Source organism: Saccharothrix longispora (assembly GCF_030852425.1).
GTDB classification, from domain to species: Bacteria; Actinomycetota; Actinomycetes; order Mycobacteriales; family Pseudonocardiaceae; genus Actinosynnema; species Actinosynnema longispora.
This window is the reverse complement of sequence record NZ_NSDM01000008.1, coordinates 368263-391132: the sequence shown is the minus strand read 5'-3', so window position 1 is coordinate 391132 and position 22870 is coordinate 368263. Positions and strand designations below refer to the sequence as shown.

The 22870-nt window shown below is 73.0% G+C and carries 23 protein-coding genes and 1 pseudogene; 8 read left to right on the top strand and 16 right to left on the bottom strand.

The features are described from left to right. A pseudogene (locus CKY47_RS21100) lies at positions 1-119 on the top strand (IS481 family transposase); the annotation flags it as partial. On the opposite strand, the gene CKY47_RS21095 reads toward CKY47_RS21100, so the two are convergent. After that, positions 116-1519, bottom strand: a complete 1404-nt coding sequence (locus CKY47_RS21095; RefSeq protein ID WP_306747627.1) for an FAD-binding oxidoreductase — start codon at positions 1517-1519, stop codon at positions 116-118. The pseudogene CKY47_RS21100 and the gene CKY47_RS21095 overlap by 4 nt on opposite strands. Before the next feature lie 97 nt (positions 1520-1616). Next, a complete protein-coding gene (locus CKY47_RS21090; protein ID WP_306747626.1) occupies positions 1617-4142 on the bottom strand; it encodes a DNA translocase FtsK in 2526 nt (841 codons plus the stop codon). Positions 4143-4271: 129 nt separating this feature from the next. Here CKY47_RS21090 and CKY47_RS21085 point away from each other — a divergent pair, with 129 nt between their 5' ends. Together CKY47_RS21085 and CKY47_RS21080 are read left to right on the top strand one after the other, a co-directional pair. Continuing rightward, positions 4272-5042, top strand: a complete 771-nt coding sequence (locus tag CKY47_RS21085) for a lysophospholipid acyltransferase family protein (protein WP_306747625.1) — start codon at positions 4272-4274, stop codon at positions 5040-5042. Further along, a complete protein-coding gene (locus CKY47_RS21080) occupies positions 5039-5959 on the top strand; it encodes an EamA family transporter (protein WP_306747624.1) in 921 nt (306 codons plus the stop codon). The genes CKY47_RS21085 and CKY47_RS21080 overlap by 4 nt, the downstream gene beginning before the upstream one ends. Positions 5960-6050: 91 nt before the next feature. On the opposite strand, the gene CKY47_RS21075 is transcribed toward CKY47_RS21080, so the two are convergent. After that, positions 6051-6887 (bottom strand): helix-turn-helix domain-containing protein, encoded by an 837-nt coding sequence (locus CKY47_RS21075; RefSeq protein WP_306747623.1) that lies wholly within the window; start codon positions 6885-6887, stop codon positions 6051-6053. 73 nt (positions 6888-6960) lie between these two features. Here CKY47_RS21075 and CKY47_RS21070 point away from each other — a divergent pair, with 73 nt between their 5' ends. Continuing rightward, a complete protein-coding gene (locus CKY47_RS21070; protein WP_306747622.1) occupies positions 6961-8217 on the top strand; it encodes an HNH endonuclease signature motif containing protein in 1257 nt (418 codons plus the stop codon). A 42-nt stretch (positions 8218-8259) separates the two neighbouring features. Here the strand turns inward: CKY47_RS21070 and CKY47_RS21065 are convergent, their stop codons facing one another. The 6 genes from CKY47_RS21065 to thyX form a co-directional block, all read right to left on the bottom strand. Beyond that, on the bottom strand, positions 8260-9942 hold the full coding sequence (locus CKY47_RS21065) for a ribonuclease J (protein WP_306747621.1): 1683 nt from the start codon (positions 9940-9942) through the stop codon (positions 8260-8262). Continuing rightward, positions 9939-10835 carry a 4-hydroxy-tetrahydrodipicolinate synthase gene (dapA, locus tag CKY47_RS21060; protein ID WP_306747620.1) on the bottom strand — a complete coding sequence of 299 codons (897 nt, stop codon included), beginning with the start codon at positions 10833-10835 and terminating at the stop codon, positions 9939-9941. The genes CKY47_RS21065 and dapA overlap by 4 nt, the downstream gene beginning before the upstream one ends. 37 nt (positions 10836-10872) lie before the next feature. Then, entirely contained in the window at positions 10873-11487 is a 615-nt protein-coding gene (locus CKY47_RS21055) for a TIGR03085 family metal-binding protein (RefSeq protein ID WP_306747619.1), read from the bottom strand. 13 nt (positions 11488-11500) lie between these two features. Then, a complete protein-coding gene (locus tag CKY47_RS21050; protein ID WP_306747618.1) occupies positions 11501-12955 on the bottom strand; it encodes a serine/threonine-protein kinase in 1455 nt (484 codons plus the stop codon). A gap of 71 nt (positions 12956-13026) precedes the next feature. Further along, positions 13027-13416, bottom strand: a complete 390-nt coding sequence (locus tag CKY47_RS21045) for an ACT domain-containing protein (RefSeq protein ID WP_306747617.1) — start codon at positions 13414-13416, stop codon at positions 13027-13029. 1 nt (position 13417) lies between these two features. Further along, complete coding sequence (thyX, locus tag CKY47_RS21040) at positions 13418-14170, bottom strand: FAD-dependent thymidylate synthase (RefSeq protein ID WP_306747616.1); 753 nt, start codon at positions 14168-14170, stop codon at positions 13418-13420. Between the two features lie 100 nt (positions 14171-14270). Between thyX and CKY47_RS21035 the strand changes: the two genes are divergently transcribed. After that, on the top strand, positions 14271-14780 hold the full coding sequence (locus CKY47_RS21035) for a toxin-antitoxin system HicB family antitoxin (protein WP_306747615.1): 510 nt from the start codon (positions 14271-14273) through the stop codon (positions 14778-14780). A gap of 11 nt (positions 14781-14791) precedes the next feature. Next, positions 14792-15730, top strand: a complete 939-nt coding sequence (locus tag CKY47_RS21030) for a DUF4097 family beta strand repeat-containing protein (RefSeq protein WP_306747614.1) — start codon at positions 14792-14794, stop codon at positions 15728-15730. A 25-nt stretch (positions 15731-15755) separates the two neighbouring features. Here the strand turns inward: CKY47_RS21030 and CKY47_RS21025 are convergent, their stop codons facing one another. From CKY47_RS21025 to CKY47_RS21015, 3 genes are all read right to left on the bottom strand, one after another. Then, positions 15756-16340 carry a TetR/AcrR family transcriptional regulator gene (locus tag CKY47_RS21025; protein ID WP_306747613.1) on the bottom strand — a complete coding sequence of 195 codons (585 nt, stop codon included), beginning with the start codon at positions 16338-16340 and terminating at the stop codon, positions 15756-15758. 56 nt (positions 16341-16396) lie between these two features. Beyond that, complete coding sequence (locus tag CKY47_RS21020; protein ID WP_306747612.1) at positions 16397-17407, bottom strand: aldo/keto reductase; 1011 nt, start codon at positions 17405-17407, stop codon at positions 16397-16399. Positions 17408-17498: 91 nt separating this feature from the next. Beyond that, entirely contained in the window at positions 17499-18704 is a 1206-nt protein-coding gene (locus CKY47_RS21015; RefSeq protein WP_306747645.1) for a winged helix-turn-helix domain-containing protein, read from the bottom strand. 79 nt (positions 18705-18783) lie between these two features. On the opposite strand from CKY47_RS21015, the gene CKY47_RS21010 reads away from it, so the two are divergent. Both CKY47_RS21010 and CKY47_RS21005 read left to right on the top strand, forming a co-directional pair. Then, positions 18784-19335: a GNAT family N-acetyltransferase gene (locus CKY47_RS21010; RefSeq protein ID WP_306747611.1), complete on the top strand. Its 552-nt coding sequence runs from the start codon at positions 18784-18786 to the stop codon at positions 19333-19335. Between the two features lie 21 nt (positions 19336-19356). Then, positions 19357-19866, top strand: coding sequence for a YqaA family protein (locus tag CKY47_RS21005; protein ID WP_306747610.1), 510 nt, complete (start codon positions 19357-19359; stop codon positions 19864-19866). Here the strand turns inward: CKY47_RS21005 and CKY47_RS21000 are convergent. The 4 genes from CKY47_RS21000 to CKY47_RS20985 are packed head-to-tail and all read right to left on the bottom strand — an operon-like array spanning position 19814 to position 22784. Then, positions 19814-20188 (bottom strand): PRC-barrel domain-containing protein, encoded by a 375-nt coding sequence (locus tag CKY47_RS21000; RefSeq protein ID WP_306747609.1) that lies wholly within the window; start codon positions 20186-20188, stop codon positions 19814-19816. The genes CKY47_RS21005 and CKY47_RS21000 overlap by 53 nt on opposite strands. Positions 20189-20242: 54 nt before the next feature. Further along, positions 20243-20686 (bottom strand): tetratricopeptide repeat protein, encoded by a 444-nt coding sequence (locus tag CKY47_RS20995; protein ID WP_306747608.1) that lies wholly within the window; start codon positions 20684-20686, stop codon positions 20243-20245. Between the two features lie 5 nt (positions 20687-20691). Beyond that, a complete protein-coding gene (gene dapB / locus CKY47_RS20990) occupies positions 20692-21477 on the bottom strand; it encodes a 4-hydroxy-tetrahydrodipicolinate reductase (RefSeq protein ID WP_306747606.1) in 786 nt (261 codons plus the stop codon). After that, complete coding sequence (locus CKY47_RS20985) at positions 21474-22784, bottom strand: M16 family metallopeptidase (RefSeq protein ID WP_371320707.1); 1311 nt, start codon at positions 22782-22784, stop codon at positions 21474-21476. The genes dapB and CKY47_RS20985 overlap by 4 nt, the downstream gene beginning before the upstream one ends. Positions 22785-22870 lie beyond the last annotated feature (86 nt).

The following is a 22870-nucleotide window of genomic DNA, read 5'->3' as shown; positions in this document are numbered from 1 at the left end:
AACGACGAGCGGCACTGCCGCGATGGCTGCACACCTACAATCACCACCGCGGCCACACCGCGCTCAAGGGCCAACCACCCGCCAGCCGCGTCCCCAACCTCACAGGACAGAACACCTAGGCCAGCCCCTGCGGGAACGCCAGCACGCGGTCCGGGTCGTACCGACGGGCGACGCGGCGCAGCCTCGGCGCGTTGGCCCCGTAGTAGGCGGTCGGCCAGTCCGGCATGTCCGGGTCGATGTAGTTGACGTACCCCGTGGCGCCCGTGCCGAGCCCGTCGCGGATCGACGCCAGCGACAGGCGTGCCTCCGCCTCCGTCATGTCGATCACGTCGACGAAGACCTGCACGCTCGCCAGCGCGGAACGGTGCGGGAACGCCGTCGCGTCCGGCGCGACCCGGGCCAGCGCGCCGCCGAACGAGTCGAACAGCAGCACGACGTTCCGCCGACCGTCCACCAGCCCGGTCATCCGCTCGGGCTCGACCGGGCGGTCCAGCATCCGCGACGACGCCACGAACGGGAGCCCTCGCCGGGGTGGGCACGCGGGCAGGCAGCCCGCGTAGTACCGCATGGCGGTGAGGTAGTCCATCTCCCGCACCTCGCGCGTGGTGGGCGGCACGACGCGACCCAACCGGTCCAGCAGCGGGTCCAGCCCCCGCGCCGGGCCGACGTACGCGCCGCTGACCAGCGCCGTCGACGGGTCCCCGGACGTGATCCGGCAACCGGACCACAGCTCGTCCGGCGCGTCGGCGATCCAGTCCTGCCAGGCGCCGAACACGTCGCCCGTGGCGGCGGCCGGGTAGCCCAGGGCGAACACGGTGACGTCGGGCGCCGGGTCGCTGTCGAACGTGAACGACGTGACGACGCCGAAGTTGCCGCCGCCGCCACCCCGCAACGCCCACAGCAGGTCCGGTTCGGATTCCGCCGACACCGAGCGCACACAGCCGTCCGGCGTCACGATGCGCGCGCCGACCAGGCGGTCGCAGGTCAGGCCGTACTTGCGGCCGATGACGCTGATCCCGCCGCCGAGCGCCAGGCCGGCGATGCCGACGGTGGCGCACGTGCCGGCGGGCACGCTCCGCCCCCGCGCGCCGAGCCCCTCGTAGAAGCCGATCAGCGAGGTGCCCGCGCCGACCCGCACCAGCCCGCCGGGCCCCACGTCGACACCGGACAGGCCCGCGACGTCGATGACGAGGCCGCGTTCGGGCACGGAGTACCCGGCGTAGCTGTGCCGGCCGCTGCGAGCCGCGACCGGGATGCGCTCCCGCGCGGCGAACTCCAGGCACGCCTGCACGTCCGCGGGACGCGCGCACCGGGCGATCGCCGCGGGACGGCGCCCGGCGTACACCGTGTTGTACGGCTGCCTCAGGTCGTCGTACCCGGTGTCGGACGGCAGCACCAGCCGCTCGCGGAGCCTGCTCCGCAGGCGGGCCCAGTTCGTCGGCCCGGATTCGCCGCCGTGGCCGTGGCCCGCCGCCACGAGCACGGCGGACTGCAGGAACGCTCTTCTCGGGAATTTCACGAGACCACCTCCCCCGGGGGGAATGGTCCTCCGGACGCCGCGCCGCGCCGCGCCAGGCATTCGTGCGGTTGTGGCCCGATCGGCGCAGTGGCGCCGCTCAGTCCTCCCCGGCGTCGTCGTCCGGGCCGGGGCCGCCCCGGATGAGGTGGACCACCGAGTCCAGCTCGTCCGGCTTGATCAGCACCTCGCGGGCCTTGGAGCCCTCCGACGGGCCGACCACGCCGCGCGTCTCCAGCAGGTCCATCAACCGGCCCGCCTTGGCGAAGCCCACCCGCAGCTTGCGCTGGAGCATCGACGTGGAGCCGAACTGCGACGTGACGATCAGCTCCGCCGCCTGGATCAGCAGTTCCAGGTCGTCGCCGATGTCGGCGTCGATCTCCTTCTTCTCGCCCGCCTTCGCCGCCGTGACGCCGTCGGTGTACTCGGGCTGCGCCTGGTTCTTGGTGAAGTCGACGATCTCGGCGATCTCCTCGTCGCCGACGAACGCGCCCTGCACGCGCACCGGCTTCGAGGCGCCCATCGGCAGGTACAGGCCGTCGCCCATGCCGATCAGCTTCTCCGCGCCGGGCTGGTCGAGGATGACGCGCGAGTCGGTCAGCGACGACGTGGCGAACGCCAGCCGCGACGGGACGTTGGTCTTGATCAGACCGGTCACCACGTCCACCGACGGCCGCTGCGTCGCGAGCACGAGGTGGATGCCCGCCGCGCGCGCCTTCTGCGTGATCCGGACGATGGCGTCCTCCACGTCGCGCGGCGCGGTCATCATCAGGTCGGCCAGCTCGTCGACGATCGCCATGATGTACGGGTACGGGCGGTAGACGCGTTCGCTGCCGGGCGGCGCGCTGATCTCGCCCGACTTGACCTTGCGGTTGAAGTCGTCGATGTGCCGCACCCGGTTGACCTGCATGTCCTGGTAGCGCTGCTCCATCTCCTCCACCAGCCAGGCCAGCGCGGCGGCGGCCTTCTTCGGCTGGGTGATGATGGGCGTGATCAGGTGCGGGATGCCCTCGTACGGCGTCAGCTCGACCATCTTGGGGTCGATGAGGATCATCCGGACCTCGTCCGGGGTGGCGCGCGCCAGCAGGGACACCAGCATCGAGTTCACGAAGCTCGACTTGCCGGAACCCGTGGAGCCGGCGACCAGCAGGTGCGGCATCCTGGTCAGGTTCGCGGTGACGAAGTGGCCCTCGATGTCCTTGCCCAGGCCGATGACCATGGGGTGGTTGTCCTTGACCGTGGACGGCGCGCGCAGCACGTCGCCCAGGCGCACCATCTCGCGGTCGCTGTTGGGCACCTCGATGCCCACGGCGGACTTGCCGGGGATCGGGGCGAGCAGCCGCACGTTGTCGGTGGCCACGGCGTAGGCGATGTTCTTGGTCAGCGCGGTGATCTTCTCGACCTTCACGCCGGGGCCCAGCTCGACCTCGTAGCGGGTGACCGTCGGGCCGCGGGTGAACCCGGTGACCTGCGCGTCGATGGAGAACTGGTCGAGGACGCCGGTGATGGCCTCGATCATCTGGTCGTTGGCCTTGCTGCGGGCCTTCGGCGCGTCGCCGTCCTTGAGGATGGTGGGCGGCGGCAGTTGGTAGTCGCCCTCGACGGCGCGGACGGCGATCCCGGTGTCGCGCGGCGTCGGCTCCGGCTCGGCCTTGGCCCGGGGCTTCGGCGCGGGCCGCGCGGACGGCGGCGGTGGCGGCGGGGGTTCTTCCTCGTCCAGGGGCAGTTCGGGCTCGTCCAGGGGCGCGAGGTCCGACGCGGCGGTCTGGCGGCGGTTGCGCGACGGGCGACGCAGCTTGGCGGGCTTCGGCTCCTCGTCGACCGCGTCGTCGAGCAGGTCGTCCTCGACGTCCGAGAAGCCGTCGAGCCGGTCCTCCGCGCGCCGGTGCAGCAGGCCGCCGAGCCTGCCCGGCACGTCGCGGATCGGCACGTGCACGAGCAGCAGCACGCCGTAGGCGAAGATCAGCACCAGCAGCGGCCCGGCGACCCACGGCGTGAGCCCCTGGGCCAGGAACCCGCCGGCGAGGTAGCCGAGGGCGCCACCGGCGTCGCGGCGCGCGACCGGGTCCATCGGCAGGCCGCCGACGAGGTGGAACATGCCGAGGAAGCCCACCAGGACGAGCAGTCCGCCGATCACCAGGCGGGGCCGGGCCTCCGGGTCGGCGTCGGTGCGCATGAGCGCCACGCCGATCGCCAGCAGCACCGCGGGCACGATCACGGCCGGTCCGCCGACGGAGCTGCGGACGGCGACGTCCACCCACCGGCCGATCGGCCCGCCCGCCTGCCACCACACGCCCGCGGCGGTGATCACGGCGAGCGAGATGAGCAGCAGGCCGAGGCCGTCGCGGCGGTGCTCCGGGTCCAGCTCCTTGCCGCGACCGACGGCGCGGACCACCGAACCGACACCGCGGCCGACGAACCCCCAGGCCCGCCCGACCGACGAGCCGCCCGATCTCCTGGCCGGGGAACGCCTCGCGGGCGCGCGCTTCGCCGGCGCGCGCTTCGCGGCGGGCTTGGCGGGGGCCTTCTTGGCGGTGGACCGGGACGCGCCGGCGCGGGGCTTCGACCCGGTCGATCCGGAGCTGCGGGTCGTGCCCTTGCGCGATGTCCCAGTTCGGCCGGCCATGTGTATACGGTAGTCCCTCGAGCCTCAAGCGCCCCAGCCGTCGCAGGGGACGTGACGAGCGCTGCTCGACGCCCATGGTTGCCCCGAACCCGGTGCGCCGACACCTCGACACGCCGTAGCCTGCCCGCTGTGTCCACACCACTGCTGTGGCGCGTGCTGACCGCCGTCGACCAAGGGGTCGTCGCCCTGAGCGGGCGACTCGAGGTCACCGGCGACATCCCGGCGGACCTGAGGGGCCGCCCCCTGCTGCTCGCGTCCAACCACATCGGCAACCTCGACCCGTTCGTCCTGATCGCCGCCTGCCGCAGGATCGGCATCGCGCCGCGCTTCCTGCTCGCGGGCGGGCTGCTCGACGCGCCGGTCATGGGGCCGCTGCTGAAGGCGTCCGGTCACCTGCGCGTCGACCGGGCGTCCGCCGACGTCGGCACCGCGTACGACCGGACCGTCGAGGCGCTGCGGCGCGGTGGCGACCCGATCGCCATGTACCCGGAGGGCCGGATCAGCCTGGACCCCGGTCTGTGGCCCGAGCGGGGCAAGACGGGCGCGGCGCGGCTGGCGCTCAGCGGCGGCATCCCGGTGGTCCCGATCAGCCAGTGGGGCGCGCACGAGGCCGTGTACTGGGGCAACACGCACGTGAAGGGGTGGGACGACGCCAAGCCGTACCTGACCTCCTACGTGCGCGGGCTGCGGAGGCGACCGACGTTCAAGGTGCACTTCGGCAAGCCGGTGGGGCTGTCCGACCTGGTGGACGGCAAGCCCGGTGACGCGCGGCGCGCCCACGCGCGGATCATGCGGGCGATCGTCGACGGCCTGGTGCCGCTGCGCCTCGACGAACCGGACCTGCCGAAGTTCCACGACCCGACCCGACCGACCACCGGCACGTCACCTTGGCGCCCGTGACCCCGGCGCCCGTGACCGGTCGGGGCACCGCGCTGGCGCTGCTGTCGTCGCTGACCTTCGGCATGTCCGGCGTGCTGGCGAAGTCCGTGATGGCGACGGGCGCCGCGCCGGCGCAGGTCACCAGCGCCCGGATCGCGCTGGCGGCCGCCGTGCTCGTCGTGGGCGTGGGCCTGTTCCGGCCGGGGGCGCTGCGGTTCGGGCGCGGCGACTGGGGCCTGCTCGTCGGCTTCGGCCTGTTCGGGGTGGTCGGCGCGCCGCTGACGTTCTTCGTGGCGGCGTCGCGCATCCCGGTGGGCATCGCGATGCTGCTCCAGTTCACCGCGCCGGTGCTGGTGGCGCTGTGGGTGCGGTTCGTGCGCGGCACCCGCCTGCCGGCGGCGGTGTGGTGGGGCACCGCCGTGGCCGTGGTCGGCCTGGCCGTGGTGGCCGAGGTCTGGAGCTGGTCCCCCAGTCTGGACCCCGTGGGCGTGCTGGTGTCGCTGTGCTCGGCGGTGTGCCTGATGGCCTACTACCTGCTCGGTGAGCGGGCGGGCGGCGCGCACGACTCGTACGGCGTGCTGGCGGGCGGCATGGTCGTCGGCGCGGTGGTGCTGACCGTGGTCAGCCCGCCGTGGCTGCTGCCGCCGGGCGTCCCCACGTCGCTCGGGCCGACCTGGCTCGTGCTGGTCGTGCTGGCGCTCGTGGCGACCGTGGTGGCCTACCTGACCGGGGTGCTGTCGCTGCGCCACCTACCGCCGTCGGCGGCGAGCGTGATCGGCCTGCTGGAGGTCGTGGTGGCCGCGGTCCTGGCGTGGTGGCTGCTGGACGAGCGGCTGACGGTGGTGCAGGTGGTGGGCGCGGTCGTGCTGCTGGCCGGTGCGGCGGTGGTGCAGGTGGCGAGCGCCCGGAAACCGCTGGAGGTCGCGGTGGCGGGGTGAGGGCCGGGAGCGGAGCGGCGGTCCTGGTTGCCCTGTGCGGGCCCGGCCGCGCTGCGACGGTCCTTCGTGCCTCTTCCCCGCGATCACGCGGTCACGCGGTTTCGGCGGTCCCGGGTTCGTAGTGGTCGGCCCACCGCGTGAGCGCGTCACGGGTGTCCGCTTCGCCGAGCGCCACCCGGTCGAGCGCGGCGCAGCTCTCCCGGTACGCCTCGGTCGCCTCGGGCGCGTCCATGAACACCGACGCGGGACCGAGTTCGGCGTAGGTGAGCGGGCGGTGGTCGGCGAAGGTCATGTGCGCGAAGTCCGCGGTCAGCGACGCGGGGAGGACCGAACCCAGTGGCACCAGTCGAACGTGGTCGCGGAACAACAGCCTCAGCACCTGCTCGTACATCACCCGCGGCCCGCCGACCACGCGGTGCAGCACGGCCTCGTGGAGGAAGAAGACGCCCACCGGGGCCGACGCCGTCCCGAACACCTCCTGCCGCTCCATCCGGACAGCGACACCCCTGGCCACGTCGGCCCGGCTCGCCATCAGGGCCCGGGCGTAGTCGGCCGTCTGGAGCAGGACGGGGACGACCGTCGCGCTGTAGCACCAGATGGTCTTGGCGGTCCGCTCGTGCAACACCAGCAGCCGCACCGAATCCGACTCGGCCACGCGGTGCGGTCGGACGGCGTAGCCGGTGTCGGGTTCCCGCGCCAGCGCCATGATCCGGTCGAAGACCGGCTGTTCCGGGCGGAGGTGGCCGGCGTACCGGGCGATGTCGAGCAGGCCGGTGCCACGCGTCCCCGCCTCCAGTTTGGAGATCCGGGCGAGCGACCAGCCCAACTGCTCGACCAGCGCCCCGGTCCTGACTGCGGATCGGCGGCGGGCTTGGCGGAGCGCGTCACCCAGCTCCCGGCTGAGCGCGGTGGAGGTCCTTGGTTCCATGCCGGCACGGTAGAACCACCTGACCAGCGCTTTCCAGCAGAATTCGCTGTTTGCACCCCAAGGGGTCACGGCCATGCCGGCCAGTTCCGGATTCACTCGATGGTACAACCATTCGAGTGATGAAACGGGAACTGGTGTTCGAATAGCCTGGATTCATGGACGTGTCGCCCGCGCTGCTCCCGACGATGGTGTGTTCGCCGCCATCGCCGAGACCGAAGCCGCGGCGCGGGCGCTGCACCTGCGGCGACCGCACCTGTTGGCCGAGGTGTTGCGGCGCGGGCTCGACACGGACACCTTCCGGCGGTTGGTGCGTGCCGACCCGCGTGACCTCAAGCGGTGGACGGCGCAGGTGACCCTCTTCCTGCCCTCCACCAGCCCCACCGGCCAACCACTCCCACCCCTGCACCCCGTGACCGGTGCGGTGCTGGACGAACTCTCCGACGGACACCTGACCGAATTGGCGCGAGCCATCGCTTCGCGCCTGCCCGAGGGGTCGGAGGAGATCCTGGTCGAGGCCGCGCGATCGGTGGAACCGAAAGCGGTGCGGCAACTCGCCGACCGGATTCGCGACCGCGCCGAACAGGACCGCGTGGACGAAGTGGACGAACCCGCCGCCACACCCGGCGACACACTGCACCTGCGCGACCTGCCCGGCGGACGACTCGAATTCTTCGGCGAACTGTCCGCCGAGACCGGCGCGCGGTTCACCGCGATGCTCGAACCACTCCCCACACCACGCCCGGACGGCCCCCGCGACGCGGCACGACGGCGCGGTGAGGCGTTCGCCGACCTGATCGCACTGGCTTCGCGGTCGGGCGACCTGCCCACCGAAGCCGGAGAACGGCCGCACATCAGCGTCACCATCGACCACGACACCCTCCGCCGGGGCGTCGGGCACGCGGTGCTCGACGGCGACCACCACCTCAGCGCCGCCCAAGCCCGCCGCACCGCCTGCGACGCCACAGTCCTCCCCGTCGTCCTCGGCGGCGACTCCGAAGTGCTCGACCCCGGCCGCGCCAAGCGAACCGTGAGCGTCGCCCAGCGCAGGGCACTGCACGCCCGCGACCGGGGCTGCGCCTTCCCCGACTGCCACCGACCACCCCAGTGGTGCGACGCCCACCACATCCAACACCGGGCCGACGGCGGCACCACCGACCTGGACAACCTCGTCCTGCCCTGCCACACCCACCACACACTCATCCACCACACGCAGTGGCGGATCACCACCACCGGCGGGACACCGGTCTTCATCCCACCCCGACACACCCACCCCGCACAGAGGCCACGCCAGAAGCTGCTCCACCGACCACCCACACCCGTGGCCGCGTGAACGACCGTGCCCACCGGCGGGAGCGGTGGGCACGGCGTGCGCTCAGTTCACCGGGATGATCGTCGGCACGATCATCGGCCGACGCCGGTAGGTCTCGGCGACCCAGCGGCCCACCACGCGGCGCACCGCCTGGGCGATGCGGTGGGTGTCGGTGATGTTCTCGGCTTCCGTGCGGGACAGCTCCATCTCCACCAGGGAGATGGCCTGGTCCAGCGCCTTCGGGTCGTCCGAGAAACCTCGGCCCGAGACGGTGGGCGGGGCGACCGCGCGGCCGGAGCCGGAGTCGATGGCGACGGTGATGGCGATGAACCCGCCCTCGCCGAGCACGAGCCGGTCGGACAGGGTGGACTCGCCGACGTCACCCACGGACAGGCCGTCGACGTAGACGTGGCCGACCTCGACCTTGCCGCTGATCACCGCCTTGCCGTCCAGCAGGTCCACGACCACGCCGTCCTCGGCGATGACGACCTGCTCCTCGTCCACGCCGGTCGCCACGGCCAGCGCGGCGTTGGCGCGCAGGTGCCGCCACTCGCCGTGCACCGGCATCACGTTCGACGGGCGCACCGCGTTGTAGAGGAACAGCAGTTCGCCCGCCGGCGAGTGGCCGGAGACGTGCACCTTGGCGTTGCCCTGGTGGATGACGGTGGCGCCGAGCCGGGCCAGGCCGTTGACGACGCCGAACACGGCGTTCTCGTTGCCCGGGATGAGCGACGAGGCCAGCACGATCGTGTCGCCGGCCTTGATGGAGATCTGCCGGTGCTCGCCGCGCGCCATGCGCGACAGTGCGGACAGCGGCTCGCCCTGGGAGCCGGTGGACACGAAGAGGACCTGGTCCTCGGGCATGTCCATGGCCTCGTTGAGGTCGACGAACAGCCCGTCCGGCACGTGCAGGTAGCCGAGTTCGGCGGCGATGCCCATGTTGCGGACCATGGACCGGCCGACCAGGGCGACGCGGCGCTTGTACTGCACGGCCACGTCCAGCACCTGCTGCACGCGGTGCACGTGGGAGGCGAAGCAGGCCACGATGACGCGCTGGTTGGCCTTGCGGATGACGTTCTCCAGCACCGGGCCGATCTCGCGCTCGGGCGCGACGAAGCCGGGCACCTCGGCGTTGGTGGAGTCGACCAGGAACAGGTCGACGCCCTCGTCGCCCAGGCGGGAGAAGCCCGCGAGGTCGGTCAGGCGGCCGTCCAGGGGCAACTGGTCGAGCTTGATGTCGCCGGTGTGCAGGACCAGGCCCGCCGACGTGCGGATGGCGACCGCGACGGCGTCCGGGATGGAGTGGTTGACCGCGAAGAACTCCAGGTCGTACGGCCCGAACGAGCGCCGCTCGCCGTCGACGATCTCGACCAGGCGCGGCGTCTGCCGGTGCTCCTTGCACTTCGCGGCGAGCAGGGCGAGGGTGAACCTCGAACCCACCACGGGCAGGTCGGGGCGCAGCTTCAGCAGGAACGGCACCGCACCGATGTGGTCCTCGTGCCCGTGCGTCAGCACGAGCGCGTCGATGTCCTCCAGCCGGTCCTCGATCGCCCGGAAGTCCGGGAGGATCAGGTCCACGCCGGGCTGGTCGTCCTCGGGGAAGAGGACACCGCAGTCCACGACGAGCAGCCGGCCGGCGTGCTCGAAGACGGTCATGTTGCGGCCGACCTCGCCGATCCCGCCCAGTGCGACGACGCGGAGAGCTCCGTCGGGCAGTGCGGGCGGGGGTGAGTTCGGGTTGATCACGCGTTGACTCCCAATTCGGCCTCGACGGCCTCGATGTCCTCGGTTGATGCGGGTACGAGCGGCAGTCGCGGGTCGCCCACGTCGAGCCCGCGCAGTCGCAGCGCGGCCTTCACGTAGGTCACACCGGGCATCCTGCGGAACGGGCGCAGCAGCGGCAGCAGCGCGTGGTGGACCGCGGTGGCGCGCTTGACGTCGCCGGACTCGAACGCGTCGAGCAGTTCGCGCAGGCGGTCGGCGGCGAAGTGCGAGATGACGCTGACGAAACCGACGGCCCCGACCGAGAGCCAGGGCAGGTTCAGCGGGTCGTCACCGGAGTAGTAGGCCAGGTCGGTGGCCGCGATGACCTTGCTGCCCTCGTGCAGGTCGCCCTTGGCGTCCTTGACCGCCACGATGCGCGGGTGCTCCGCCAGTCGCAGCAGCGTTTCCGCCTCGATGGGGACGATGCTGCGCGGCGGGATGTCGTACAGCATGACCGGCAGCCCCACGGCGTCCGCCACGGTCGTGAAGTGCGCGTGCAGGCCCTGCTGGGACGGCCGCGAGTAGTACGGCGTGACCAGGAGCAGGCCGTGCGCACCCGCCGCCTCGGCGGCGCGGGCCAGGTGCACGCTGTGTGCGGTGTCGTACGTGCCGGCCCCGGCGACCACGGTGGCGCGGTCGCCGACGGCCTCCACCACGGCCCGGAGCAGGTCGGCCTTCTCCGCGTCGCTGGTGGTGGGGCTCTCGCCGGTGGTGCCGTTGACCACGAGCCCGTCGCTGCCGCCGCGGACCAGGTGCTCGGCCAGTTCCTGCGCCTTGCCGAGGTCCACCGCCCCCCGGTCGTCGAACGGCGTGACCATGGCGGTGAGCACTCGGCCGAACGGGCGTCCGGGTGAGGCGGAAGGACTTGCGGTCATGTGCGAAATCTACCGCGTCACCCTCCGCAAGCTGCGACTACACACCCCGGTCGAGGGCCTTGACGAGCCGCACGGCCTCGTCGGCGCCGTCGTACTCGACCCGGGAGGCCGAACGCCCGAAGACGTGCATCAGCAGTTCCTGGACCTGGCCCGTCAGCACGACCGGGTTCGCGCCGCGCCTGGCCACCACGGCCTCGCCGTCGGGGCGGCGCAGCACCACGCCCACGGGGCTCTTGCGGTAGATCATCTTCGCGGTGACGGGCAGGCGCTTCCACAGCACCTGGTCACGCACCGGATCGGGTGAACGCGGTTCCCAGTCGGGTCGAGCGCGGCGCACGTCCTCGTGGTGGACGAAGTACTCGACTGCGTTGACCGCCTCGTCGACGAGGCGGAACGGCGCGGGCGGGCCGGTGCGCACCAGCTCGACCAGCTCGTCCCACGGCTTCGCGGCGTAGCCGTCCTGCACCTTCCGCGTGTGCCCGGCCAGCGGCCCGAGCAGGATGCCCGCCGCGGCGTCGGGCCGGCGCTCCCGGAGCACGAGGTGCGCGGCCAGGTCGCGGCCGCGCCACGGGTCGCACAGCGTGGGCGCGTCCGGCCCGACCCGGAGGAGGAGATCGCTCAGCAGCCTGCGTTCGTCGCGCGCCACACCCATGGAGCCAACCTACCTACTCGGCGGTCACCCGGCTGGACAGCTCGGCCTTGTCCCTGTTCCACAGCACGCAGGACACCTCGCGGGTGAGCTCGCTGTCCTTGGGGCCCTCCTGCCACTCGCCGCGCGTGGGGACGACCGCGGCGTAGTTCAGCTTGTCCTCCTTGTCGTCCAGCTGGACGACGTCGGACATGAAGTGCAGCGTGCAGAAGTTCTCGGCGTAGGCGCGCAGCCACTCGTCGCCGGGGTAGGCGTGCTTGCCGGAGGAGCTGAACGGGTTGCCGACCGCGAAGAACTCGACCCGGTGGTCCTTGTCGCACTCGGTGTAGTTGACCGTGACGGTGGGTTCGAGGAAGTTGTCGCCGCACTTCTGGCCGCTCATCTTGAACTGGCTCGCGGACATCGTGCCGCCCGAGCCGAAGGTGATGGTCTCGGCCATCGCGGCGGGCTTCGACGGGGTGAACCACCAGCGGCCCAGGAACACGCCCGCGACCAGCAGCACCACGGCGGCCAGGGCGCCGCCGCCGATCAGCACGCCCTTGAGCCACGGCTTGCGGGCGACCGCCTGCCGAGCGCCGCCGGCGAGCTGCGTGTAGTTCATCGTCGCGTTGGGCGGCGCGCCGAAGCCGCTGGGCGGGGTGGGCTGGGCGAGCGCGCGTTCGAGCATGGCGCGGGCCTGCTGACCGGTGAGGCGGGCGTTCGGGTCGGGCATCAGCAGACCGGTGATGACCGCGCCGAGCGCGCCGTGCGCCCTGGTCAGGCGGGGCGCCTCGTTCATGATCGCGTGCAGCGTGGACGCGGTGGACGAGCGCTCGTAGGGGCTCACGCCCTCCACGGCGTAGGCCAGCGTCGCGCCCAGCGCCCACAGGTCCGCGGCGGGCGTGGCCTCGTGGCCGTGGATGCGCTCCGGCGACATGTACGCGGGCGAGCCGATGAGGCTGCCGCTGGTGGTCAGGCGCGGGTCGTCGACGGCCTGGGCGATGCCGAAGTCGGTCAGCTTGACCCGGCCGTTCGGGGTGATCATGAGGTTGCCGGGCTTCACGTCCCGGTGCACGACCCCCGCCTGGTGCGCGGAGTCCAGCGCGGACAGCGCCTGCACCGCGATGGAGACGACGCGATCCTGCGGCATGGGGCCCTGGGCGTTGATCAGCGTGGAGAGGGTGGCGGCCTCCACCAGCTCCATCACGATGTAGGTCATGCCGCCCTCGACGACCACGTCGAACACGGTGACCACGGCGGGGTCGTTGAGGCGGCCCGCGGTGCGCGCCTCGCGCAGCACCCGCTCCTCCAGCACCCGGCGCTCCTCGTGCGCGATGCCGTCGGGCAGGTGCAGCTCCTTGATGGCGACGTGGCGCCCGATCACGGTGTCCTGGGCGCGCCACACCACGCCCATGCCGCCGCGCCCCAGCTCGGCGAGCAGGGTGTACCTACCCGCGATGACCCGCGGCTGCACGCCGTGTGGACTGTTCACCGTCACTCCTCGCCACCGACCCCTGGAACGGGCGGAACGCTAACTCAGACCCCGCGCCGCCCGATCCGGTTTCACGGTTTCGTGACTTCGTGCCCCGACGCGCGCAGCGCCCGGACGGCGCGCCCCAGGTCGACCGCCTTCACCAGCAGGTGGTCCGTGTCGTATGTGGACAGCGCGAACAGGCTCACGCCCGCGGCGGCGAGTTCGCCGGACAGCGCGGCCATGATCCCGGTGAGGGTGAACTCCAGCGGGCCGCGCACGGTCAGCAGCCGCCAGCCGGGCTGGGCGGTGGCCGTGTCGGGCGCGTGCTCGGTGGGGCACACGACGGACAGCTCGGCGGGCGTCCTGGTGACCGACACCAGGCCGGGCCGGTCCAGCAGGCCGGCCGGGACGGGCGCGTCGGCGGGCAGCCGGGCGACCGTGTACTCCCCCGGCTGGACGTCGACGACGAGGTGCTTCACGTCAGCCTTCGGTGACCAGCGGGCTGGAGGCGACCTCGGTGCCGTCGGGCAGCGCGGAGATCGTGAAGTCCGCGAACGCGTTGCCCGCCGCCTTCTGGAGTTGGCGCAGGCACTCCACGGCCAGGGCGCGGATCTCCACGTCGGCGTGCTCGGTCGCGCGCATCGCGATGAAGTGCCGCCAGGCGCGGTAGTTGCCGGTGACCACGATGCGGGTCTCGGTGGCGTTGGGCAGGATCGCGCGGGCCGCCTGGCGGGCCTGCTTGCGGCGCAGCGTGGCGCTGGGCACGTCGGAGAACTTCTCCTCCAGGCCCTTGAGCAGGTCGTTGTAGGCCTCGACGCTCGCCTGGGCGGCCTTGAGGAACATCTCGTGCAGCTCGGGGTCGTTCGCGATGACGTCCGGCTCGACCATGGCGGCGTTGCGCTCGGGCACGTACCGCTGGGACAGCTGGCTGTAGGAGAAGTGCCTGTGCCGGATCAGCTCGTGGGTGAGCGAGCGGGAGATGCCGGTCAGGTAGAAGCTGACCGAACCGTGTTCGAGCACGGAGAGGTGGCCGACCTCGATGATGTGCTTGATGTAGCCCGCGTTCGTGGCGGTGGCCGGGTTGGGCTTCGTCCACGACTGGTAGCACGCGCGGCCCGCGAACTCGGCGAGCGCCTCGCCGCCGTCGGCGTCGGTGGACCACGGGACGTCCTCCGGGGGGAAGAACTCCGTCTTCGCGATCAACTGCACCTTCGGCGACACCGTCTCAGCCATGGCCGAGACCCTAACCGACCGGTGCCGCCATTCGGTCGTAGCGTCGACATGACACCACCTCGCGGTTGCGTGATGTCGTTTGTGATGTCACAGTGGTGTCATGGACCTGTCGCCTTACATCGCCGCGCTGCGCGAGGACCTCGCGACGGCCGCGTCCGCCGGGGACGACGGCACCCGGCGCACGGCCGCACTGCTGGCCGTGGCCCTGGAGCCGGCCGCACGGCTGGCGCTCATGAACGCCCTGTCCGACCTGGCCGCCGAGGTCACCTCCGCCCTGGACGGGGTGGTGGTCGACGTCCGGCTCGACGGTCGCGACGTGCGGGTGGTCGTCACCGGCTCCGCGCCCCGCGAGGAGCACGAACCGGAGCCCCGGGAAGTTCCCCGGCCGGCCGCCGGTGATGCCACGCGCATCACGCTGCGCCTGCTGGACGAGCTGAAGTCGAAGGCCGAGCAGGCCGCCGCGTCGCAGGGCATGTCGTTGAACACGTTCGTCGCGCAGGCCGTGCAGGGCGCGGTCGGCGGTCGGCGCGGTCACCACAAGAACCCGGCGCCGCCGAAGGACCAGTCGGGCGGCCCCGGCTCCCGGGTCCGCGGCTGGGTGCAGGGCTGAGGAGGGGGAACGTGGAGTCGTCCGATGTCGTCCGTCAGCAGGGCTTCGAGGTCGAGGGCACCGTCGAGGTCGACGTGTCCGTGCCGGCGGGCCGGGTGCGGGTGCACCTGGTCGACGAGCCGGGGGTGCACGTCGAGGTGAAGCACGAAGCGTCGGCGACCGAGCCCGTGACGACCGGCCTGTCCGGCCTGCTGAACTGGGCGAACGAGCAGTTCGGCGGTCAGTTGGCGAACCAGTTCGGCAGCCAGTTCGGCGGCCGGTTCGGGGGTGGGCCGGGGCAGCCGACCGGTCCGGCCGAGGCGGTGCGCGACGCGCGGGTCGAGGTGACGGGGTCGCGCCTGCGGGTGCGCTCGTCCGAGGCCCTGCCGCTGCGCGGGGTGCCGCTGGACGTCGTGGTCCGCGCCCCGGAGGGTTCGCACGTGATCGTGAAGTCGGACTCGGCGGACGTGACCGTGACGGGACCGGCCGGCCGGCTGGAGATCCGGACCGGCACGGGTCACGTGACCACGGACCGCGCCGACGCGTCCTCGCGGGTCGACTCGCGCAGCGGCAAGCTGCGCCTGGGCCCGATGCTCGGCGGCCTGCGGGCCAAGACCGGGTCCGGTGACATCGAGGTCGCGGCGATCGGCGGCAACACCGTGCTCCACTCGGGCACCGGTGACGTGTGGCTGGGCGCCGTGCAGGACGACGTGCAGGTCCGCACGGCCGGCGGTGACGTGACGGTCGCGGACGCCGCCTCCGGCCGCATCCAGATGGGCACCGGCTCCGGTGACGTCCGGGTGGGCGTCCGCCCCGGCGTGGCGGCCCAGATCGACCTGCTCTCCAGCTCCGGCACGGCCCGCTCGGAGCTGGACGTCTCCGACACCCCGCCCCCGGGCGACCCGCTGCTGTTCATCACGGGCCGGACGGGCACCGGCACGGCCCTGGTGACCACCGCGACCGCCGGCTGAGCCGAGCCGCCACCGGACCGGGGCGTCACGCCCCGGTCCGCAGGCCCGCCACCAGCAGCGACACGACCGCGTCGAACGCGTCGTCCGCGTCGGGCCCCGACCAGTCCGACGCGTGGGCCGGGTCGTGGTAGCGGGCGGTGGCGTGGAAGACGGCCCTGGCGGTCCGGCGGGGGTCCGCGGTGGTGAAGTGGCCCGAGTCGACGCCCGACCGGACGATCTCGGTCAGGTCGTCGACCATCGCGGCCACGTGGGCGGCCACGACCCGGCTGTTCTCGGCGACGAGGACCTGGAAGGTGGCGAACAGCTCCGGGTCGCCCAGGGCCTTGCGGCGCTTGGCCTCGAACAGGGCGGCCAGCCAGTCGCGCAGGCGCTGCGGCGGGTCGGTCGGCGCGGTCACGAGTTCCGCCAGGCCCGCGTGGGCGCGGTCGAGCCAGCGCTGGGTCACGGCCTCGCGCAGCGCGGCCTTGGTCGGGAAGTGGCGGTAGACGCTGCCGTGGCTGACGCCCAGCGCCCGCGCCACGTCCACGACGGTGGCCTTCGCCGGGCCGAAGCGCCGCAGGACGTCCTCGGTCGTGCCGAGGATGGTCTCTGCGGTCAGCGCTTCGGCCACGGTGTCCTCCAGGTCCGGGATGGGTCCGGATGATTGTGCGGGACGAGCGCGCCCGATCAGTGCTCGCTGTCCAGGTGGGTCATCTGCGCCTCGGCGTAGCGGCTGCCCGCGGCGGCGTCGCGGGGCACGGCGGCCTCGATCGCGGCCAGGTCGGCCGGGGTCAGCTCCACCTCCAGGGCGCCCAGGGCCTCGGTGAGGCGGTCGCGGCGGCGGGCGCCCACCAGCGGCACGACGTCGTCGCCCCGCGCCAGCACCCAGGCGATGGCCAGTTGGGCGACGGACACGCCCTTGCCGGCGGCGACCGCGCGCAGCGCCTCGACCAGCGCCAGGTTGTGGTCGAGGTTCCCGCCCTGGAAGCGCGGGGAGGCCGAGCGGAAGTCTGCGACCTGGCGGGACGCGGTCCAGTGGCCGGAGATCAGGCCGCGCGACAGCACGCCGTAGGCGGTGACGCCGATGCCCAGTTCGCGCGCCGTGGGCAGGATGTCCTGCTCGATGCCGCGCGAGATCAGGGAGTACTCGATCTGGAGGTCGGTGATCGGGTGCACGGCGTGCGCCCGGCGCAGGGTCTCCGCGCCCACCTCGGACAGTCCGATGTGCCGCACGTGGCCCTTCCCGACCTGCTCGGCGATGGCGCCGACGGTGTCCTCGATCGGCACGGCGGGGTCGAGGCGGGCCGGGCGGTAGACGTCGACGTGGTCGGTGCCCAGGCGGCGCAGGGTGTAGGCGAGGAAGTTGCGCACGGCCTCGGGCCTGCCGTCGTTGCCGTGCCAGCCGCCGTCCGCGTCGCGCAGCGCGCCGAACTTCACGCTGATCGCCACGTCGTCGCGGGCGCGGTCGGCCAGCGCGCGGCGGATCAGCATCTCGTTGTGGCCCATGCCGTAGAAGTCGCCGGTGTCGAGCAGCGTCACGCCCGCGTCGATCGCGGCGTGGATCGTCGCCACGCTCTCCGCCTCGTCGGCCGGGCCGTACAGGTCGGACATGCCCATGCAGCCCAGGCCGAGCGCGGAGACGCGGAGGTCGCGGCCGAGCCGCCGATCGCGGGTGACCCGGGGAGTGGAGTCGGTCATGACCCCACTCTCCCGCACGAGCTGACAGATTTCAATATCTGTCAGCCCATCGGTGTCACTCCCCTGGTGTCCCCCTCCTGGTGTCGCACCCTCAGCGCACCACCGCCGACAGCGCGGGCGCCAGGTCGCCGCGCGGCGCCACGACCACGTCGTCCAGCTCCAGCCAGTCGGCCATGTGCCGCAGCTCGGCCGCCAGCTCCACGGCCACCCGCCCCACGTCCGCCGTCGGCTCGGAGAACGCCGACTGCACGCGCAGGACGCCCGCCGCCCGGTCGGCCTTGAGGTCCACCCGGCCCACCAGCCGCCCGTCCAGCAGGAACGGGAACACGTAGTAGCCGTGCACCCGCTTCGGCGCGGGCACGTAGATCTCGATGCGGTAGAAGAAGTCGAAGACGCGCTCGGTGCGCGCCCGCTCCCAGATCAGCGGGTCGAACGGGCACAGCAGCGCCCGACCCGCCACCACGCGCGGCACGCGCGCCTCGACGTGCTTGTAGGCGGGCGCGTTCCAGCCGCGCACCTCGACCGGCTCCAGCACGCCCGCGTCCACCAGCTCGGCGACCGCCTGCCTGCTCCGCGCCGGGGCCAGCCGGTAGTAGTCGCGCAGGTCCGGCTCCGTCGCCACGCCCAGCGCCGTCGCCGCCCGCGCCACCAGCTCCCGCGCCCCCTCGTCCGCGGGCACCCGGCGGGCCAGCACGTCGGGCGGCAGCACGCGCTCGGCCAGGTCGTAGTGCCGCTCGAACCCGCGCCGCGTGCCCGTCGTCAGCACGCCCGCGCCGAACAGGTACTCGCAGACCTGCTTGACCTCCGACCAGTTCCAGCCCCAGTGGTCCTTGGCGCGCGGCCCGCCGCCGGACAGCGCCTTCTCGATCGCGCCCGCGCCCATCGGCCCCGACTCCCGCACCACGGCCAGCACGTCGTCGACCAGCCCCGGCGACGCCTCGACGACGGTGGCGTAGTTGCGCCACCAGCCCTGGCGCTTGGCGCCGGAGTGGAACAGCGGCCAGTCCTCCACCGGCACCAGGCTCGCCTCGTGCGCCCAGTACTCCACCAGCAGCCGCGGCCGGCGCGCGCTGTGCGACCACGCCGCGTCGTCCACCAGGGCCGGCTCGTAGGAGCCGAGCCGGGAGAACAGCGGCATGTAGTGCGCGCGCACGGCCACGTTCACCGAGTCGAGCTGGAGCAGCCGGACGCGGGACAGCACCTTCCGGAGGTGCCGCCGGGTCGGCGCCCCCGCTGGTCGGGGTTCGGCGAAGCCCTGCGCCCCCAGGGCGATGCGGCGTGCGACGTCGGCGCTCATCTTCTGCACGCGCGGATGATCCCACCGGGGTACGACACCGCGGGTGATCACCGGGGGACCGGCCGGCTAGGGTGCTGCCATGGCCGACGCCGCGGTGCGCACCGCTGAGCCCGACGACGTGGCGGAGATCGCCCGCATCCACCGGGACACCTGGCGGACCGCCTACCGGGACCTGGTGCCCGGGGAGGTGCTGGCGGGCCTGGACGTGGCGCGGACCGCCCCCGCCTGGGCCGAGGCCGTCGGGGGCGGCCAGGTGCTGGTGGCCACCGAGGGCCGGTGGCTGGTGGGCTTCTGCGTGGCCGGCGCCGCCCCCGCGGACGACGTGGCCCGCGCGGACGGCTCGCTGCCGCCCGACGCGGCCACGACGGCACTGGTGAGCGTGCTGGTCGAGCCCCGCTGGGGACGGCGCGGGCACGGCGGCCGGCTGCTGGCCGCGGCCGCGGCGCGGCTGCGCGAGGCTGGCGCCACCAGGGGCGTCGCGTGGGTCCCGGAGGCCGACCGGGCGTCGACCGGCTTCTACGCCAAGGCGGAGTGGACCCCGGACGGCACGGTGCGCACACTGGACGCCCTGGGACGACCCCTGAGGGAAATCAGGGTTTCCGGGGGGTTGACCCTGCTGCTGTCGCCGTGATCCGCCAGTAACCTCGGTCACGTGTTCGGGTGGTTGTGCCTCACGTTCGGCATCGCGTTCGGCTCCGCGGTGCTCCCTCTGATCAGCATCGAGATCTTCGTGATCGGCCTGGTGACGCAGCAGCCGGGCATCTCCTGGTGGTGGATCGGCCTCGCCGTGGCCGTGGGCCAGGTGCTGGGCAAGATGTTCTACTTCCTGGCCGCGAAGGGCTCGCTGCGCCTGCCCGCGTTCCTGCGGCGCGCGGAGAAGCCCGCGAAGCCCGGGAAGTCGCCGTCGCCGTGGCGGCTGCGGTGGCGGGCGCGGTTGGAGTGGGTGCGCCTGCGCTGCCACCGCCACCCGCACTGGATGTTCGGCACGCACGCGGTCAGCTCGGTCGTCGGCCTGCCGCCGTTCATGTTCACCACGGTGCTCGCGGGCCTGGCCGGCATGTCGTCGTGGCTGTTCATCTCCACCGGCATGATCGGCCGCTTCGCCCGGTTCAGCGTGCTGGCCGCATCGCCTGCCGCTCTCGCGGGCTGGCTGGTGCACTAGCCCCGCTCCCCCCGGCGCGGTCGTGCCGCACGAGCCGCTGCTCGGGCATCGACAGGCCGTAGTGGTCGTGCACCTCGGCCGTCGGGCCGCCGTCGACGTGCGGCGCGTCCTCCACCTCGCGGCGGTCCACCGGCACGACGAGCCGGCGGTCGCGGACCTGGGCGCCGCGGATCGGCACCAGGGCCGTGCCGGCCGTTCTGCGCACGGACGCCCACGTCGGCCGGCCGTTCGACAGCCACAGGTCGACGACGTGGCCGATGTGGCGACCGTGGCGGTCGAGGACGTCGCAGTCGTAGAGGCGGTCCACCGCAGTCCGATCCATGCCCACGCCATTACCCGGGCCGGCGGCCTTGTCACGTGGGTTCACCCGTTCGAACTACACCCCGGAGAACAGCCCGATGGCCTTGCGCATGGTCTCGCGCGCCCGGCCCCGGTCGCCCGACAGGTCGTAGGCCTGGGCGAGCAGGAACCAGGCCCGCCAGTCCTCCGGGCGCGCCTCCACGTCCCGCTTGCGCTCCTCGAACCACTCGTCGGCGGCGGCCCGCTCCACGCGGCCGGACGGCGTGCGCGGCAGGCCGGAGAGGTCGGGCAGCGCGCCCTCCGCCTCCAGCCGCCGCGCCATCCGCTCCGTGGTGAAGCCGAACCGGATGTTGGTCCACGCGATCCACGCGCCGACCAGCGGCAGCAGCAGCACGCCCACGCCGAGCGCGACGCCCACCGGCTCACCGGTGCCCAGCAGCACCACCGCCCGACCGCCGAGCAGCACGAAGTACACCGCCAGCGCGGCGGTGATGAGGAACGCGACGGTGCGGGTGCTCATCGACCTCAGAGGTCCATGTACTTGTCGAGGCCCACGGACAGCCCCGGGTGCCGCGCGATCCGCCGCACCGCCAGCAGCACGCCCGGCATGAACGACGTGCGGTCCAGCGAGTCGTGCCGCAGCGTCAGCGTCTCGCCCTCGGTGCCGAACACGACCTCCTGGTGCGCGATCAGGCCCGCCACCCGCAGCGAGTGCACCCGCACGTCGCCCACGAGCGTGCCGCGCGCGCCCGGCGCCTCCTGCGTCGTCGCGTCCGGCATCGGGCCGAGCCCGGCCGCCTCGCGCGCCTGGGAGATCAGCCGGGCGGTGTGCGCGGCCGTGCCCGACGGGGCGTCCACCTTGCGCGGGTGGTGCAGCTCGACGACCTCGACCGACTCGTAGTAGCGGGCGGCCAGCTCGGCGAACCGCATCGACAGCACCGCGCCGATCGCGAAGTTCGGGGCGATCAGCACGCCCACGCCCGGCTTGGCGTCCAGCCACTCGGAGACGGTGCCCAGCTTCCGCGCGTCGAAGCCGGACGTGCCGACGACCGCGTGGATGTCGTTGTCCACGCAGAACCGGATGTTGTCCATGACGACCTCGGGGCTGGTGAAGTCGACCACGACCTCGGCGCCCGCGTCGGACAGGTTGAACAGCCAGTCGCCGGCGTCGACCATCGCCACGACTTCCATGTCCGGCGCGGCCTCGACCGCCCGGCACACCTCCGCGCCCATCCGGCCGCGCGCGCCGATGACGCCGACGCGGAGCGGTTCTTCCCGCACGGTCTCGTCGAGGGGGGACGGGTCGTTCAAGAGATCACCTCGTGCACCTGGGACGGCAGATCGTCGACGTGAGCGTAGGGGCCGACCACGGCGGCGGCGACGGGGCGTCGCAACAGGTCGCGCGCCAGCGCCGCCACGTCCTCGGGCGTGACCGCGTCGATGCGCGCCAGGGTCTGCTCCACCGACAGGTGGTCGCCGTAGTTCAGCTCGCCCTTGCCGATGCGGGACATGCGCGAACTGGTGTCCTCCAGCCCCAGCACGAGCCCGCCGCGCAGCTGCCCCCGGCCGCGCGCCACCTCCGCCTCGGACAGGCCCTCGCGGGCCACCGTGGACAGCACGTCGCGCACGACGCCCGCCACGTCGCCGAGCCGGTCGGGCTGGCAGCCCGCGTACACCGACAGGGTGCCCGCGTCCGCGTACATGCCCACCGACGAGTACACCTGGTAGGCCAGGCCGCGCCGCTCCCGGACCTCCTGGAACAGCCGGGAACTCATCCCGCCGCCCAGGGCCGCGTTCAGCACGTTCAGCGCGAACCGGCGCTCGTCGTGCCGGTCCAGCGCCCGCACGCCCAGCATCAGGTGCGCCTGCTCGGTGTCGTCGTCGTGCAGCACCAGCCGGCGCGACGCGGGGATGCGCGCCCGGCCCGCGCGGGGCGCCACCGGGGTGCCCACGCGGTCCAGCCGGTCGCCGATCAGGCGCCGCGCCAGCTTCATGACCTGCGCGTGCTCGATGTTGCCCGCCACCGCCAGCACCATCCGGGGCAGCGTGTAGCGGCGCTTGTAGAACGTGAACAGCGCGTCGCGGTCCATGTCCCCGATGGACTGCTCGGTGCCCAGCACCGGGCGGCCCAGGACGTGGTCGCCCAGCAGTGCGTCCAGGAACGCGTCGTGCAGCAGGTCCTCGGGGTCGTCGTCGCGCATCGCGATCTCCTCGAGCACCACGCCGCGCTCGGTCTCGAAGTCGCGCGGCTCGCAGAGCGCGTCGAAGACGACGTCGCACACCAGGTCCATCGCCAGCGGCAGGTCCTCGTCGAGGACGTGCGCGTAGTAGCAGGTGTGCTCCTTGGCGGTGAACGCGTTCAACTCGCCGCCGACCGCGTCGATCTCCTCCGCGATGGCCGCCGCCGTGCGGCTCGCCGTGCCCTTGAACAGCAGGTGCTCCAGGTAGTGCGCGGCGCCCGCGACCTCGGCGCGCTCGTCGCGCGACCCCACCTGCACCCACAGGCCGACGGACGCCGACCGCACGCCCGGGACGCGCTCGGTGACGACCCGCAGGCCCGACGGCAGCAGGCTGCGCCGGACGATCGCGACGCCGTCGCCGTCGCGCTCCAGCGCCACCGTGGTGCCGGGCTTCTGGAGGTGCCCCGGACGCCGGGTAAGCGGACGGCCGCGAGCGCCGGAAGCGCTCGCGGCCGTCCCGTTGA

Coding starts and splice junctions, on each gene's coding strand:
- CKY47_RS21075 (WP_306747623.1), bottom strand. CDS start 6,887: ATGGAACCAAGGACCTCCACCGCGCTCAGCCGGGAGCTGGGTGACGCG.
- CKY47_RS21035 (WP_306747615.1), top strand. CDS start 14,271: ATGGACCTGTCGCCTTACATCGCCGCGCTGCGCGAGGACCTCGCGACG.
- CKY47_RS20995 (WP_306747608.1), bottom strand. CDS start 20,686: ATGAGCACCCGCACCGTCGCGTTCCTCATCACCGCCGCGCTGGCGGTG.
- CKY47_RS21010 (WP_306747611.1), top strand. CDS start 18,784: ATGGCCGACGCCGCGGTGCGCACCGCTGAGCCCGACGACGTGGCGGAG.
- thyX (WP_306747616.1), bottom strand. CDS start 14,170: ATGGCTGAGACGGTGTCGCCGAAGGTGCAGTTGATCGCGAAGACGGAG.
- CKY47_RS21070 (WP_306747622.1), top strand. CDS start 6,961: ATGCCGGCCAGTTCCGGATTCACTCGATGGTACAACCATTCGAGTGAT.
- CKY47_RS21090 (WP_306747626.1), bottom strand. CDS start 4,142: ATGGCCGGCCGAACTGGGACATCGCGCAAGGGCACGACCCGCAGCTCC.
- CKY47_RS21020 (WP_306747612.1), bottom strand. CDS start 17,407: ATGACCGACTCCACTCCCCGGGTCACCCGCGATCGGCGGCTCGGCCGC.
- dapA (WP_306747620.1), bottom strand. CDS start 10,835: ATGACCGCAAGTCCTTCCGCCTCACCCGGACGCCCGTTCGGCCGAGTG.
- CKY47_RS21055 (WP_306747619.1), bottom strand. CDS start 11,487: ATGGGTGTGGCGCGCGACGAACGCAGGCTGCTGAGCGATCTCCTCCTC.
- CKY47_RS21015 (WP_306747645.1), bottom strand. CDS start 18,704: ATGAGCGCCGACGTCGCACGCCGCATCGCCCTGGGGGCGCAGGGCTTC.
- CKY47_RS21000 (WP_306747609.1), bottom strand. CDS start 20,188: ATGGATCGGACTGCGGTGGACCGCCTCTACGACTGCGACGTCCTCGAC.